General features: G+C 73.0%; 11 protein-coding genes. 3 read left to right on the forward strand and 8 right to left on the reverse strand.

Annotated features, from left to right (window positions below):
- Window positions 1–7: 7 nt before the first annotated feature.
- The gene (locus AW274_RS37490; RefSeq protein ID WP_062443581.1) at window positions 8–631 is read left to right on the forward strand and encodes a TetR/AcrR family transcriptional regulator; all 624 of its coding nucleotides are present in this window, start codon (window positions 8–10) and stop codon (window positions 629–631) included.
- Here the strand turns inward: AW274_RS37490 and AW274_RS37495 are convergent.
- Together AW274_RS37495 and AW274_RS37505 are read right to left on the reverse strand one after the other, a co-directional pair.
- Window positions 601–1,977, reverse strand: coding sequence for a glycoside hydrolase family 43 protein (locus tag AW274_RS37495; protein WP_062443585.1), 1,377 nt, complete (start codon window positions 1,975–1,977; stop codon window positions 601–603). The two genes, AW274_RS37490 and AW274_RS37495, sit on opposite strands and share 31 nt — an antisense overlap.
- Before the next feature lie 943 nt (window positions 1,978–2,920).
- Entirely contained in the window at window positions 2,921–3,712 is a 792-nt protein-coding gene (locus AW274_RS37505) for an alpha/beta fold hydrolase (protein WP_062443590.1), read from the reverse strand.
- Window positions 3,713–3,839: 127 nt separating this feature from the next.
- Here AW274_RS37505 and AW274_RS37510 point away from each other — a divergent pair, with 127 nt between their 5' ends.
- Window positions 3,840–4,040 (forward strand): 2TM domain-containing protein, encoded by a 201-nt coding sequence (locus tag AW274_RS37510; protein ID WP_198169591.1) that lies wholly within the window; start codon window positions 3,840–3,842, stop codon window positions 4,038–4,040.
- On the opposite strand, the gene AW274_RS37515 is transcribed toward AW274_RS37510, so the two are convergent.
- The 4 genes from AW274_RS37515 to AW274_RS37530 are packed head-to-tail and all read right to left on the reverse strand — an operon-like array spanning window position 4,035 to window position 10,548.
- A complete protein-coding gene (locus AW274_RS37515) occupies window positions 4,035–5,783 on the reverse strand; it encodes an NAD+ synthase (protein ID WP_062443596.1) in 1,749 nt (582 codons plus the stop codon). The two genes, AW274_RS37510 and AW274_RS37515, sit on opposite strands and share 6 nt — an antisense overlap.
- A gap of 57 nt (window positions 5,784–5,840) precedes the next feature.
- Entirely contained in the window at window positions 5,841–7,283 is a 1,443-nt protein-coding gene (locus tag AW274_RS37520; protein WP_062443599.1) for a BTAD domain-containing putative transcriptional regulator, read from the reverse strand.
- 24 nt (window positions 7,284–7,307) lie between these two features.
- The gene (locus AW274_RS37525; protein ID WP_062443602.1) at window positions 7,308–9,305 is read right to left on the reverse strand and encodes a sensor histidine kinase; all 1,998 of its coding nucleotides are present in this window, start codon (window positions 9,303–9,305) and stop codon (window positions 7,308–7,310) included.
- 22 nt (window positions 9,306–9,327) lie between these two features.
- On the reverse strand, window positions 9,328–10,548 hold the full coding sequence (locus AW274_RS37530) for an MDR family MFS transporter (protein ID WP_062443605.1): 1,221 nt from the start codon (window positions 10,546–10,548) through the stop codon (window positions 9,328–9,330).
- A gap of 96 nt (window positions 10,549–10,644) precedes the next feature.
- Between AW274_RS37530 and AW274_RS37535 the strand changes: the two genes are divergently transcribed.
- The gene (locus tag AW274_RS37535; RefSeq protein ID WP_062443608.1) at window positions 10,645–11,610 is read left to right on the forward strand and encodes a DUF5937 family protein; all 966 of its coding nucleotides are present in this window, start codon (window positions 10,645–10,647) and stop codon (window positions 11,608–11,610) included.
- A gap of 83 nt (window positions 11,611–11,693) precedes the next feature.
- Here the strand turns inward: AW274_RS37535 and AW274_RS37540 are convergent, their stop codons facing one another.
- Complete coding sequence (locus AW274_RS37540; protein ID WP_062443611.1) at window positions 11,694–13,559, reverse strand: sensor histidine kinase; 1,866 nt, start codon at window positions 13,557–13,559, stop codon at window positions 11,694–11,696.
- Between the two features lie 32 nt (window positions 13,560–13,591).
- Window positions 13,592–14,353, reverse strand: a complete 762-nt coding sequence (locus AW274_RS37545) for an expansin EXLX1 family cellulose-binding protein (protein WP_157520936.1) — start codon at window positions 14,351–14,353, stop codon at window positions 13,592–13,594.
- Window positions 14,354–14,363 lie beyond the last annotated feature (10 nt).

The raw sequence follows: 14,363 nt of genomic DNA on the forward strand, positions 1-14,363 counted from the left end.
GACAACCATGACGACCATTCAGGAATCCGCGGGACGGGGGCGTCCCCGCAGCGAGCGCGCCGAGAAGGCGATCGTCGACGCCACCCTCGACATGATCGGCGAAGGCGTCACGGTGTCGGAGTTGTCGATCGAGGCGGTGGCCAGCCGCGCCGGGGTCGGCAAGACGACGATCTACCGCCGCTGGGCGAACAAGGAAGACCTGGTGGTCGACTCGCTGGCCACGCTCCGGCTGCCCATGCCGGAGCCGGGCGGCGCCGACGTGCGGGCCGACCTGGTCGAATACCTCGAGGTCATGCGGTCGGAATCGAGCGAGCTGCGCAACCGGTGCATCACCAACATCGCGCTCAACGAGGCCGACCGGTTCCCCGACCTCTACCGCCGGTTCCGCGAACTCGTCATCGAGCCGCGCCGCGAGGCCTTCAGGCAGGTCCTGCGGCGCGGCGTGGCCACCGGCGAGCTGCGCCCCGACCTCGACGTCGAAGTGGCGATGTCGATGCTGGTCGGGGCGATGCTGTTCCACACGAAGATGTCGGGCCCCGGCTACCCGGTGCCCGACGACCTCCCCGAGCGGCTGGTCGACGAGGCGCTGCGCGGCTTCCGCTACGACGTCACCCGGAACGTCGCGTCCTGACGCTCGGTCGCCGTGCTGATCGGGTCGATGCGCAACAGGTAGTCGTAGTGCCGCAGGTACCGCGTCGGGAAGTTGTACGACCGGAACGACGACCAGTTGCCGTCGGCCAGCCCGGCCACCCGGTAGAAGGTGGCGTCGGCGCGGAAGACCGCCGAGCCGTCGTTGACGTCCAGGCGCATCGCGTAGTCCCAGTGCCGCAGGTAGCTGCCCGGCCGGTTGACCGACTCGAACGACACCCCGGCCGAGTCGGCCAGCCCGGCCACCATCCGCCACATCTGGTCCTGGTGCGGGTCGAACGGGTAGGCGTCGATGCGGCCGACCAGGTTGGCGTGCCGGGCGAAGCGGTCGGGGAAGTTGTACGACTTGAGCCTGACCCAGTTCGGCAGCCCCCACCGGGAGACCAGCGCGGTGTACTCGGCGTCGGTGATGCCGGCGATCGAGCCGTGCTTGGAGTTCAGCGGCGGGGTGTAGTCGCGCTGCCCGGCCACCGCCCAGGAGTTGCCGCCGATGTTCGACGACGTCCACAGGTAGTAGTCGTTGTTGACCGGGCTGAACGAGTCGCCCCAGAGCCGCCAGCCGCCCTCGTTGGTCTTGAGCAGCAGCGGCGCCTCGATGGAGTTGCCCTGCCGCAGGCCGCTCGTGTACGTCGTGAAGCTGTTCGGCTGGCCGGTGGAGGACCGCGCGCCGTAGAGCAGCCCGTCGTTGAGGTTCTTGTAGTAGAGGTACGTGGTGTTGCCGTCGACGACGATGTCGCCGTCGAGCACGTTGAAGCTCGGGCTGAAGAAGGTCTGCTGCGCGCCGATCGTATAGAAGTCGCTGGTGTAGTTGACCGCGAAGACGTCCCGGCCGCCGGTGTTGAACGAGTAGACGATGCCGTACTGGCCGCGCGAGTTGTCGCGGAAGACGGTCGGGGCCCAGGTGTGGCCGCCGGTGGTGTGCATGCGCAGGCGGCGGTAGTTGGTGAAGCTGGTCAGGTTGACCGAGTCCCAGGCGTGCAGATACTGGCTGACCGAGCTGAAGTTGGTCCCCTTGAGGTCGGTGGCGACCACCACGAAGGTGCCGTCGAGCTTGCGGTAGACCTGCGGGTCGCGCAGCCCCTGCTCCCCGGCGGTGGGGGTGACGACGGGGTTGTTCTGGTTGAGCGGCGACCAGTTGAGGCCGTCGCGGCTGACGGCCAGATGGAGGCCGTAGTTGGAGGCCGACTGGTTGGGGGTCTCGGTGAAGTAGGCGAAGACGTAGGCGGTGTTGGCCGCCCACGCGGCGCGGGGGAAGGCGGCCACGCCGGTCGTGGCCAGGGCGGCCGAAGCGAGGGCGGTCTTGCCGAACTGCCTGCGGCTGAGGGACACGGGAGCGTCCTTTCCGGGGATGTTATCGCTAACATTCGTGAGCGGGGTCCCCTGGGGGTGTCTGCGGTGAGTATCCGGCCGCCGGATCCGCCGTCAACGCGCCGTCGTGACCGTGGCGAGGGTGGCCGGGTGGGAAGCCCGTCCCGTCCCGTGGCCGTGAAACTTACATGTCAGCAGGCGCACTGCACCACGACGTCGTCGAGCACCGAGACCCAGTACGCCTGCCGCTGCGCGACGGTCAGCCGCAGCACGACGTCGACGCGGCGGGCCGTCCAGCCCACCGCCTGCTGCTCCCAGTCCTGCGTGATCGACTTCAGCGCTCGATCACCTCCAGGTTGAACTGGGCTCGCCCCACAGGTCCGTCCAGACGGCGGCCGAGCAGCGCCCCCCCGGGTGCATGATCACCGGCGGGAGCCGGAGGGCGCGCTGGATCGAGCACCAGTCGCCGCCCGTGTAGGCCTCCATCCGGGCCGGCCCGCTCCCGGTGCGCGGCGTGACCGTCGTGCTCGTGTACGAGGGCCCGCCGCAGCCGCCCACCTCGGTGAACGACCCGCGGTGAGCTGCCAGACCCCCGCGGCGGCGGGGCCGGTGGGGAAGACAGCCGCCGTGAGGGCGACGACGACGGCCGTGCGTAACAGGGGTGAGCGCATGCCGTCGCTGTGGGCGTGACCAGTGGATCTGTTCCCCTTGGGCTTTCCGCCGTGGAAGCGGGGTCCGACTTTGGGCCTAGCTGCTCTGCCGGCTCACCGCCGACGCGACCGGCCTCCCCGTGGTGGCCGGGCCGGCCGAGGCGACCGCGCTTGGGAACGTCGGCGTGCAGGCGCGTGCCTCGTCTCCGGCCCGGCGGCGCTGCGTTCCCTCGTCGCGGCCACCCAGCCGCTGCGCCGCTACGAACCGCGCGGGCCGGCCGCCCCCCGGCGCGCCGCCGCCGGCCGTCTCGGCGTCACTTCTCGGCCGCGCGCCTGATGACCTCGGCCGTCACGCCCGGCTGGGACACCATCGCGACGTGCGAGGAGGCGACCTCGCGGATCTGCGACCCCGCCCGCTGCGCCATGAACCGCTGCGTCGCGGCGGGCAGCACCTGGTCGTTCTTGGCCACCAGGTAGTAGGACCGGATGGACCGCCAGGCCGGCGCGCCCGACTTCTCGCCGAGCGCGCGCAGGTCGGCGGGGCGCTGGGTGGCCTGCATCAGGTTCGTGGCCGCCCGGGGCAGGTCGCCGGCGAAGACGTCGTGGAAGACCTCCTTCTTGATGTACGCGTCCAGGAGGCCCTCGGCGTAGGGGCGGATGTCCAGCGCCGACTCGTCGAGCCGGGTGCCGGGGAACCTGCCCTGGAGGTCGATCAGGGATTCGTCCTTGTCGGGGGCGAACGCGGCGACGTACACGAGCGCCTTCACGTTCGGGTTGCCCTCGGCGGCGTTGGTGGCGACGATCCCGCCGTAGGAGTGGGCCGCCACCACGATCGGGCCGCCGATCGTGGCCAGGACGCTGGCCAGGTAGGCCGAGTCGGACGACACCGAGCGCAGCGGGTTCGCCGGCGCGATGACCGGATAGCCGTCGCGGATCAGCCGGGCCGCGACGTCGTTCCAGCCGGAGGCGTCGGCGAACGCGCCGTGCACGAGCACCACGGTGGGTTTGGGCTTGTTCTTGGGACGGGCCTGCGCCTCGGCCGCGCCCAGCATCGCGCCGGCCGCCACGACGGCGGAGCCGGCCAGAATCGCTCGACGAGTCATCATCGAATGCGCCTTTCAAAGGGGTGGATTTCGGCACCCATTGAACGGCGGAGGCACTGGACGACCACTGGACGCGCGATTCACTGGCCGTCAACTCCGCCGGCCTACCGTGCCGGATATGAGAAGCGCCATGAGCGAAAGCGGAAAGAAGTGGGGCCTGCGGCTCCACCTGCTGTTCTACGTGCTGTCGAACCTCTCCCAGGTCGTCGTGTGGCGGCTGTTCGACTCCGACCACTTCTTCTGGCCGATGTGGTCGATCGTGTTCTGGGGGATCGGGCTCGCGTTCCACTACTGGGCGGTCCTGGCGCCGCCCAGGACCACGACGTCATGACGGCATCTCGCGCCACTTGCTGGTGATGGGCAGGCGGCGGTCGCGGCCGAAGTTCTTCGGGCTGATCTTGGGGCCCGGCGGGTACTGCCGCCGCTTGTACTCGGCGAAGTCGACCATCCGGATGACGCGCAGCACCAGCTCGGGGTCGTGGCCGGCCGCGATGAGCGCGTCGCGGCCCATGTCCTTCTCGACGTAGTCGTCGAGCAGCCGGTCGAGCACCTCGTAGGGCGGCAGGGAGTCGGTGTCGCGCTGGTCGGGCCGCAACTCGGCGCTGGGCTCCTTGATGATCGAGTTCTCCGGGATCGGCGGCGGGTCGGACTGGGTGTTGCGCCACCGCGACAACTCCCAGACCAGGGTCTTCGGCACGTCCTTGATGGGCGCGAAGCCGCCCGCCGAGTCGCCGTAGAGGGTCGAGTAGCCGGCCGCCAGCTCGCTCTTGTTGCCGGTCGTCAGCACCAGGTGGCCGTGCTGGTTCGAGAGCGACATGAGGAACATGCCGCGGACGCGGGCCTGGAGGTTCTCGGCCGCCAGGCCGGTCAGCTCGACCTCCTTCTCGAAGGCGGCGACCGTGTCGGCGATCGGCAGCACCCGGGAGTGCACGCCCTGGCGGCGCACCAGCTCCTCGGCGTCGGCGATCGAGTGGTCGGAGCTGTAGCGCGAGGGCATCAGGACCACATGGACCCGGTCGGCGCCGATGGCGTCGGCGGCGATGGTGGCGGTCAGGGCCGAGTCGATGCCACCCGACAGGCCCAGGATGACCGAGCGGAAGCCGTTCTTCTCGACGTAGTCGCGCACGCCGAGCACGAGCGCGCCGTAGACCTCGGCGGCGTCGTCGAGCCGTTCGGCGACGACCGGCTCCTGGGCCTCGAAGGCCACCGGCTCCTCCGACAGCACGACCCGCTCGACCGTGATCGTGGTGCCGTCGCCGGCGTCGTACACCGACTCGCCGGGGTCGCCCGAACCGAGCGGCAGGTCGAGGTCGGCGAACAGGAGTTCCTCGGTGAACTGGGCCGCGCGGGCGATCAGCGCGCCGTCGGCGCCGACGACCAGGGAGTCGCCGTCGAAGACCAGTTCGTCCTGGCCGCCGACCTGGTTGGCGTAGGCCAGGGCGCAGCCCGCCTCACGGGCGCGGCGGGCGCACAGGTCGCGGCGCACGTCGTCCTTCTCGCGCTCGTACGGCGAGGCGTTCGGCACCACCAGCAGGCCCGCCCCGGCCGCCCCGGCCACCGACACCGGGCCGCCCTCCTGCCACAGGTCCTCGCAGATCGCGACGGCCACGTCGACGCCGTGGAGGCGGACGACGGGCAGCCGGTCGCCGCGCACGAAGTAGCGGTATTCGTCGAAGACGCCGTAGTTGGGCAGGTGGTGCTTGGCCGTGCGGGCGACCACGCGGCCCTGGTGGAGGACCGCCGCGGCGTCGAGGGGGGCGCCCTTGGGCTGGCCCACCCGGGCCACCCGGTCGGCGCGGTCGACGTAGCCGACGACGACCGGCAGGTCGCCGTATCCGGCGTCGGCCAGGCGGCGGGCGCAGCTCTCCAGGGTCGCGATCGACGCGTCGACGAAGGAGGCGCGCAGCACCAGGTCTTCGACCGGATAGCCGGTCAGGAACATCTCGGTGAAGAGCACCAGATGGGCGCCGCCCGCGTGGGCCTTGCCGGTCCATTCGACGAGCCGGTCGGCGTTCCCGGCGAGGTCGCCGACGACGGGATTGGTCTGGGCGAGTGCGATGCGGAGTTGGGCCACGGCACCAGCCTACGGGGCGCGCTTCGTTTTCATCAATGTGACGATAAGCACCCCGTGTCACGTTCCCGGGCTGACCAGTCCCGTCTCGTACGCGAGCACGACGAGCTGGGCGCGGTCGATCAGGTCGAGGCGTTTCAGCAGGCCGGTCACCTCGGCGGCGACCTCCGACTCGTCGACGGCCAGGGTGACCGCGATCTGCCGGTTGGTGAAGCCGCGCGCGATCAGCCGGACCAGGTCGACCTCGGTGTCGCTCAGCCCGCCGGGCGCGGCCGGGTTGTGGCGGCCCGCGAAGGCGGCGATCAGGTGGGTCGTCACGGCCGGGTCGATCAGCGCGTCGCCCGCCACGGCCGCCCGGATCGCGGCGATGAGCTGCTCGGGGGCCGAGGTCTTCAGCACGAAGCCGCTGACCCCGGCGCGCAGCGCCGAGTAGAGGTTGTCGTCGGTGCCGAAGGTGGTCATCATGATCACCTTCGGCGGGTCGGTCTCGGCCAGGATGCGCCGGGCCGCCGCCAGGCCGTCGAGGCGCGGCATCTGGATGTCCATCAGCACGACGTCGGGTCGGGTCAGGTGGACCTGCTGGATCGCCTGCTCGCCGTTCTCGGCCACGGCCACCAGTTCGAGGCCCGGCTCGCTGTCGAGCACCACCTTCAGCCCGGTGCGCACCAGGGCCTGGTCGTCGGCCACGACCACCCGCAGCACCTCGGCCGGGCGCGACGCGACGGCCGTCGCGGGCGGGGCGGCCGGACCGTCGAGGTGGGCGGCCTGCCCGAGGATGTCCTGCTCCAGCCGCTGGAGCGCGGGGCCCAGGTCGAGCCCGAGGTCGTCGCGCAGCACGTCGCGGGCCCGGCGCAGCGCGCCGAGCGCGTCGGCCTGGCGGCCGGCCCGGTAGAGGGCCAGCGCGAGCAGCCGCCACGCCTCCTCACGCAGCGGGTGGGCCGAGGCGTGCGCCTCCAGGTCGGGGATGAGCGCGGCGCTGCGGCCCAGCCGGACGGCCGCGTCGGCGCGCCGCTCGACCGCGATCAGCCGCAGGTCGTCGAGCCGCTGCGCCTCGGCCTGGGCCCAGGGCAGGTCGCCGAACTCGGCCAGCGCCGGGCCCCGCCACAAGCCGAGCGCGGTGTCGAGCCGGGTCAGCGTGGCCGCCAGGTCGCCGCCGTCGTCGCGTTTCACCAGGTGTTCGAAGTGCCAGACGTCGACGTCCTCGACGCCGGCCCGCAGCGCGTAGCCGGGCGGGGCCGACACCAGCACCCCAGCCTCCTCGCGGGGCGCGCGGCCGGGCTCCAGCGCCCGCCGCAGGCGGGACACGTAGCCCTGGATCGTCGACAGCGCCTGCGCGGGCGGCCGCCCCGGCCACAGCTCGTCGATCAGGGTGGTGACGGGGATCGCCCGCCCGCCCGCCACCAGAAGGCGGGCCAATACGGCCTGCTGCCGCTGACCGCCGAGGTCGAGCGGCCGCCCGTCGGAAACGGCCTGGAACGGCCCCAGGGCCCGAAGAATCACCATGGTGGCAGTAAGCGTAGAGCAACGTCACATGGTGCCGGTCAACGGCAACCGGGCGGTCACGACCGTGCCCCCGGTGTCGGGCGCGGTGATCGCGCACGAGCCGCCGAGCTCGGCCGCCCGCTCCCGCATCGACGAGGTGCCGACCCCCGCCCGGCGCACCTCGGGCAGCCCGATCCCGTCGTCGGCGACCCGGACCGTCAGCAGGTCGCCCTCCCGCGCCAGCGTGATCGTCACCCGCTTGGCGTGGGCGTGCCGCCGCACGTTCGTGAGCGCCTCCTGCGCGATCCGGTACGCCGCCACCTCCACCGCCGCCGGGAGGTCGTCGAGAGAACCGCCGGCGCTCACGTGGGCGGCCGTCCCCTCGCCGAGGGTGTCGGCGGCCAGGGTGCGGATCGCCTCGACCAGGCCGAGGTCGTCGAGGGCGGGCGGGCGCAGGCCGTAGACGAGCTCGCGGATGTCGCCGGCGACGGCGTCCATGCCCGAGCGCAGGTCGCGCAGCAGGTGGTCGGCGGTGGCGGGGGAGCCCTTGATGTTGAGGCGGGCCATGTTGAGCGTCATCGCCATCGCGCCGAGCGTCTGGCCGAGCCCGTCGTGCAGGTCGCGGCGCAGCCGGCGGCGCTCCTCCTCGCGGGCCGCCAGGATGCGCTCCCTGGAGCGTTGCAGGTCGCCGGCCATCCTGACCGCGTGGGCGACGTCGGCGACGTAGGGGAGCAGGGTGGCGACCACCCGCTCGTCGTGGGCGGCGCCGAACCGGCCGCCCTCGGGCGGGCCCAGGAGCAGGCGGCCGACCGGTTCGCCGTGCCAGACGAGCGCGAGCTCCCGGGGCGCGGCCCCGACCTGGCCCGAGGCGACGTGGAGGCCGTTGACGACCTCGACGGCGGCCCCGCCGACCGCCAGGCCGTCGCGGACCACGTCGACCACGGCGGCCAGCGCCTCCGACGGGTCGGCGTTGCGCACCTCGTCGACGAGCCGCGCGGTCAGTAAACGGGGGTCGCCGACGGGGCCGTAGAGGAGCCGGTCCATGCCGCGCTGGATCAGGCGGCGCAGCGGCTGGTAGAAGGCGCCCGCGAAGAGGGCGGCGGCCAGGCCCGCGAGGATGTCCCACTCGGCGGCCATCAGGCTGAAGACGGCCCCGGTGGCGAAGTAGACGGCGCTCACCCCGGCCACCGTCCCGGCCACGACGACGGTGCGGCTGAGCACGTCGTCGATGCCGAACAGGCCGTGCCGCAGCACCGAGAAGGCGATCGAGACGGGGATCAGCGCGACCCAGCCGACGAGGAAGGTGTGGAAGGCCGGGTCGCCGGTCACCACCAGCACGGCGTAGACGGCGAAGGTCAGGGCCGGCCAGGCGATGGCCCGGCGGGTCTCGGCGTCGGCGCCGCGCATCCGGACCACCATCGAGACCAGTGCGAGCAGGATGCACCCCTGCTCGGCCAGCCACAACGTGTCGGTGACCGGCAACCAGATCTCGCGCGGGATGCCGAAGTCGAGCGGGTTGGGGATGACCGCCGACATGCCCCGGACCGGGGCGGGCGGGGCCGGGCGGCCGACGCGTAGCGCCGTCTGGACCGCGATGACCACCGCGGCGACGACGGCGAACACGCCCCACCCTCGCGACGGCCGCCGCCCGCTGATGGCGAACAGCGGCACCAGGATGGCGAGGAACCCGCCGCCGAGCGACCAGGCGGCGACGCCGACGATCCGGTGCAGCGCCGCCGTGCCGAGGTCGCCGCCGTTCTCGGCCTGCACCATCAACGCCGAGGTCAGCACGCTGACCGCCTCGAACACGCCGCCGGCGATCATCAGCCAGCCGATCGGCAATCGGGGCCGCCGGGCCGCGATGTAGGCCCCCAGGGCGGGGAACATCACCCCCGCCGTGTAGTCGGGCGTCGGCTCGAAGGCGACCCGGAACTGGGCGGGCAGCCCCAGCTGGATCGCCAGCGCGGCGCCCACGGCGGCGGCGGAGACCACGCCGACGACGGCCGCGATCACCAGTGCCGGACCCGAACCTCTGTCTCCCATTTCGGGCCAGAGTATTGCCGAATTATGACTGTTGTGTCCTGGTCCTATTACGGATCGAGGGCGCGAGCAGCACCTGCCCGGCGGCGGCCACCAGGCCGAGCGCGCCCGTGATCAGCCAGAGCGCCTCGTGCCCGATCTCCAGCAGCCGGGTGCCGAGCACCGGGGTGACCGCCGCGCCGATCGACCACGACAGGCCGTAGAGGCCGTTGTAGCGGCCGCGCAGGTGCGGCGGGGCCAGCGACGAGGTGATCGCCAGCGGCATGCCGGCGGTGAGGATCTCGCCGCACGTCCAGACGGCGACGGCCAAGGCGTACTGCAGGGTCGTGGTGGCGAACGCCTGGAGCGCGAATCCGAGGCCCACCACGGCGAACCCCGAGGCCAGCACCAGGCTGGGCGAGAACCGGCTCAGCCACGACGTGGTGATCGGCTGCACCACGATGATCAGCGCGCCGTTGACCGCGATGGCCGCGCCGAACGCCTCCGGCGGCAGCCCCCGCTGGGTCATCGCGATGGCCAGCGTCTGGAACGCCTGCAGATAGGTGCAGGTGTAGGCCAGGTTCATCAGCACGAACGCGACCATGGTCCGGTCGCGCAGCACGTCGCGGTAGCCGCCGGGCAGCCGCTGCGCCGCCGGCGGCCGGGTCTCCGGGATCAGCCGCCAGACCAGGAGGCCGAAGATCAGGCAGCCCGCCGCGTCGATCCAGAACAGCAGCAGGAAGCCGCCCGACGCGAGCCGCCCCCCGGCCACCATGGCGACCGAGAAGCCCAGGTTGATCGCCCAGAACAGCAGCCCGTAGGCGCGCGGCCGGTCCTCCGGCGACACCAGGTCGGCCAGCATCGCCTGCGAGGCCGGCCGGTACGTGTCCACGACCATCCCCAGCACGAACATGCCGACCGCGATGGCGGTCAGGTCGTGGGCGTAGCCGAGGAAGATCAGGGTCGCGGCGGTGGCCGTCATGCCGCCCGTCAGCGTGGCCCGCCGCCCGATCCGGTCGGCCAGGAAGCCCGCCACCGGCTGCGACAGCAGCGACCCGCAGCCCCACAACATGAGGACGAACCCGGTCGTGGCCATCGAGACGCCGCGCGACTGGGTCAGGTAGATGCCCATGAACGGCTGCGCCATCGCGCCGAGCTTGTTGACGGCGGTGCCGGAGAACAGCACCCAGAACTCGCGGGGCAGCCCGCCGACGCGGGAGTGGACGAACCGGCGGAACGGGGTGCGGGTGACGGGGGGAGCGGCCATGGGACAAGCGTCGTGACCGGGTGCGGGCGGACGCGAACGTTTTAGGCTCTGCTAAAACATGGTCTGAAATGCGTAAACGATGGGGGTTGGTGGCGCATGGCCGTGGAGTGGTTGTTCACGCCCGGTGACGTGGCGCGGTCGCGGTTCGCCTTCTCGCCCATGTGGGAGGTGATCGCCAGCCTCCGCGCCGTGCAGGGGGCCGCGCTGCACACCCCGCAGGTGCCGTGGCTCCGCGCGGTCCGCGACCGGCTCGGCGCGCTCGGGCTCGGCGAACTGACCGGCCTGGTGCCCGCCGCCGGGTACGTCCCCGACTTCCTCACCCCGACGCCCGACACCCACCAGCCCGACTTCGCCGCCGAACTCGCCCGGGTGCGGGCCGCCGATCCCGCCGTCGCGCGGGCCGAGGTCGCCCGGTCGGCGCCCCGCAGCGCCGGGATGGCCGCCCGCTTCGACCGCGACCCCGCCGGGACGCTCGCGTGGGTGGGGGACGCGCTGGAGTCGTACTGGGCGCTGGTGTTCGAGGAGTTCTGGCCGAAGGTGCGCGGCATCCTGGAGGCCGACGTGCTCTTCCGGTCGCGGCGGCTGGCCGAGGGCGGGGTGCGCGACCTGTTCGCCGGCCTGCACCCGTCGGTGAGCTGGCACGGCGACCGGCTGATCGCCGACAAGGGCTGCATCCACTGGGGCGAGCTGGGCGGCGCGGGGCTGGTGCTGCTGCCCAGCGTGTTCCAGCCGCTCGACCGGGTGTCGGTCATGCACGCCCCCTACCGGCCGATGCTCGTCTATCCGGCCCGGGGCATGGGCAACCTGTGGCGGCGCGGCCCCGACGAGGCGCCCGGCGCGTTGTCGGCCCTGATCGGCCGGACGCGGGCCCGCATCCTGACGGCGCTGGAGCTGCCGGCCTCGACGTCGGGGCTGGCCCGCGTGATGGAGCTGACCCCGGGGGCGGTCTCGCAGCACCTGACGGTGTTGTCGGACGGGGGACTGGTGTCGCGGCAGCGGCTCGGCCGGGAGGTGCTGTATCAGCGCACGGCCATCGGCGACGCGTTGGTGGGCGGCGACTAGCGGCGCGGGGCGCCGGACGCGGCGGCCCGCCGGGGGCGGCGGTCGGTGCCGGGGCGGGCGGAGCCGTAACGGAAGAAGGGTTTTCAGAGGGGGAGGCGGGCGGTGACCGTGGTGCCCTCGGCCGAGCCGCGCACCTCGCAGGTGCCGCCCAGTTCGGCGGCGCGTTCGCGCATCGAGGCGAGGCCCACGCCCGGCCGCGCGTCGGCGGGCAGGCCCCGGCCGTCGTCGCGGACCTCCACGACCAGGTCGCAGCCCCGGCTGAGACTGATCGAGGAGCGGGTCGCGGCGGCGTGGCGGCGGATGTTGGTGAGCGCCTCCTGGGCGATGCGGTAGGCGGCGACCTCGACCGCCGCCGGGAGGCCGGTCAGGTCGCCGTCGACGACCAGCTCGCCGGGGCCCAGCTCCTTGATCGCGCCGGCCAGGCCGAGGTCGTCGAGGGCGGGCGGGCGCAGGCCGTGGACGAGCACGCGGATGTCGCCGGAGACGGCGTCCATGCCGCAGCGCAGGTCGGCGAGCAGGGTGTCGGCGGTCTCCGGGCTGCGGCTGAGGCTCATGCGGGCCATCGTGATGCGCATCGCCATCGCGCTGAGGGTCTGGCCGAGGCCGTCGTGCAGATCGCGGCGCAGGCGGCGGCGCTCCTCCTCGCGGGCGGTCAGGATGCGCTCCCGGGAGCGGCGCAGGGCCGTGGTCAGCCGCATGGTGTGCGCGGCGTCGGCGATGTACGGGGTCAGCCCCGCGATCACCCGCTCGTCGTGGGCGGCCGGGAACCGGCGGCGGCCCGGCGGCCCGATGAGCAGCGTGCCGACGGGCTCGCCGTGCCACACCAGGTCGACCCGGCGCGCCACCACGGGCAGCTCGCCCCACTGGGTGCGGGCGCCGTCGAGGTCGAGGGCCGCCCCGGTCACCGCCAGGCCCTCCCTGATCGTCTCCAGGGTGGCCAGCAGCCCGTGGACGGGATCGCTCTGCTGAAGCCGCCGGCGCAGGTCGGCGGCCAGGCTGATCGGGTCGCCGCGGGTGCCGTAGAGGGCCCGGTCGGCCAGCCGGTGCAGCACCCGCTTCATCGGGTGGAAGAACACCCCGGCCCCCAGCGCCACGACGAGGCCGAAGTAGCGGTCGACCTCGGCCACGAACAGGCTGGAGGCGGTGCCCGCCAGCACGTAGGCCGAGGCGAACACGGTCACCATCCCGGCGCCGACCAGCGCGCGGGTGATCAGGGTGTCGATGCCGAACAGCCGGTAGCGCAGCACGGCCAGCGTGATCGCGGCCGGGATCAGCGGGATCGTGATCGCGGTGATCCACCAGAGCGACCCGCCGATGATCCACGGCACGCTCAGGCAGGCGATGGCCAGCAGCGGCCAGAGGATCTGCCGCCGCTCGTCGTCTCCGGCCCGCCGGAACCTGATCACCAGCGAGGAGAACGCCAGCACCAGCGCCGCGGTGACGAGCGGCGGCAGCACCCCGGTCCCCGGCGTGACCCATTCGGCGGCCAGCACGACCGCCGCGAAGCCGCCCGGCCAGCACCACGCCTTCGACAGCAGCGCCCCGGTCGGGTAGAGCATCGGCAGCAGCACGCCGAGGGCGTAGGTGGTCAGGTTCCAGACCCCGTGGGAGAACACGCCGAGCGGCGCGGCCAGCGGGTGGCTCTGGACCAGCAGCGCGGCCAGGTCGGCCGAGGCGGCGCTGGCCGCCGCGCCGAGCCCGCCCAGCGCCAGCAGCCAGCCGATCACCAGCTTCGGCCGCCGCTGCACCAGCAGCGCCCCGAAGACCGGGAAGGCCAGCCCCATCACGTCCTGCGGGCTGACCGGCAGCGGCCCGCCGGGCCCCGGCAGCCGCTCGCCGATCGCCAGGTCGGCGACCACCAGGAGGATCGCGGCGCCCGCGGCGCCCGCCGCGCAGATCCGGGCCGCCCGGTCGGGCAGCCGCATCCAGCGCGGCCGGGTCTCTTCCACGGCTTCTGAGACGGGGCCTGGAGAGGGAAAGTTCAGCAGATCTCCGGCGAATCGGGTGACTGTTTGTCAGACGGGGTGGTGATGGTCCGGACCCTCGGCGGGGGCGTGCCGTAGAGGCGCTGGGAGAAGCGCTGTGTCGTGCCCGGCCGCAGCAGAATCCCAGCGATCGTGGCCTCGCCGCCGTACACGTCGGAGACCCGCAGCGTGAAGGGCCCCGGCCCCGGCTCGCCCGGGAACACCCAGTAGTTGTCGGCTCCCCGGCGCAGGTCACGCCAGTGGGGGCCGCTGCGCACCCGCACGTGCGCCAGCCGGTTGCCGTGGTCGAGCACCTGGAGCGCCGCCCAGTGGACGGTGGAGCCCGGCTTGACCCGGAACGCCAGCCGCCGGGCCGGGTCGGGGTCGCGGACCTCGCGGTACGCGATGGCGGCGCTGCCGTCGTCGCGATCGGCGATGCTGATGAACGCCTCCGCCGACAGGTCGAGATCACCCGGGCCGCAGGCCGGGCAGCGGTCGACCACCAGCACCCTGACCGTGCCCGTCGGCCCCGTCACGTCGAGATAGCCGCCGCAGGCGGCCGACCCGGCGTACTCGGCCGTCGACACCGAGGCCACCAGCATGGCCGTGCCGGGCAGTGAGCAGTTCCCCGGCGTTCGGGTCTCGTAGAAGTAGGCCCGCCCCCGCCGGTCGGGCGAGGCGCAGACCGGCCCGGTCAGCTGGACGAACACCGCCGCCGCCACCAGCGCCGCCACGGCGAACACCACCCCGCGCCTCTTACGGCGTCGCGCATGCCTCATGCCGGATACA

Origin of the sequence: Herbidospora daliensis (genome assembly GCF_001570585.1) — a bacterium.
Taxonomy (GTDB): Bacteria; Actinomycetota; Actinomycetes; order Streptosporangiales; family Streptosporangiaceae; genus Herbidospora; species Herbidospora daliensis.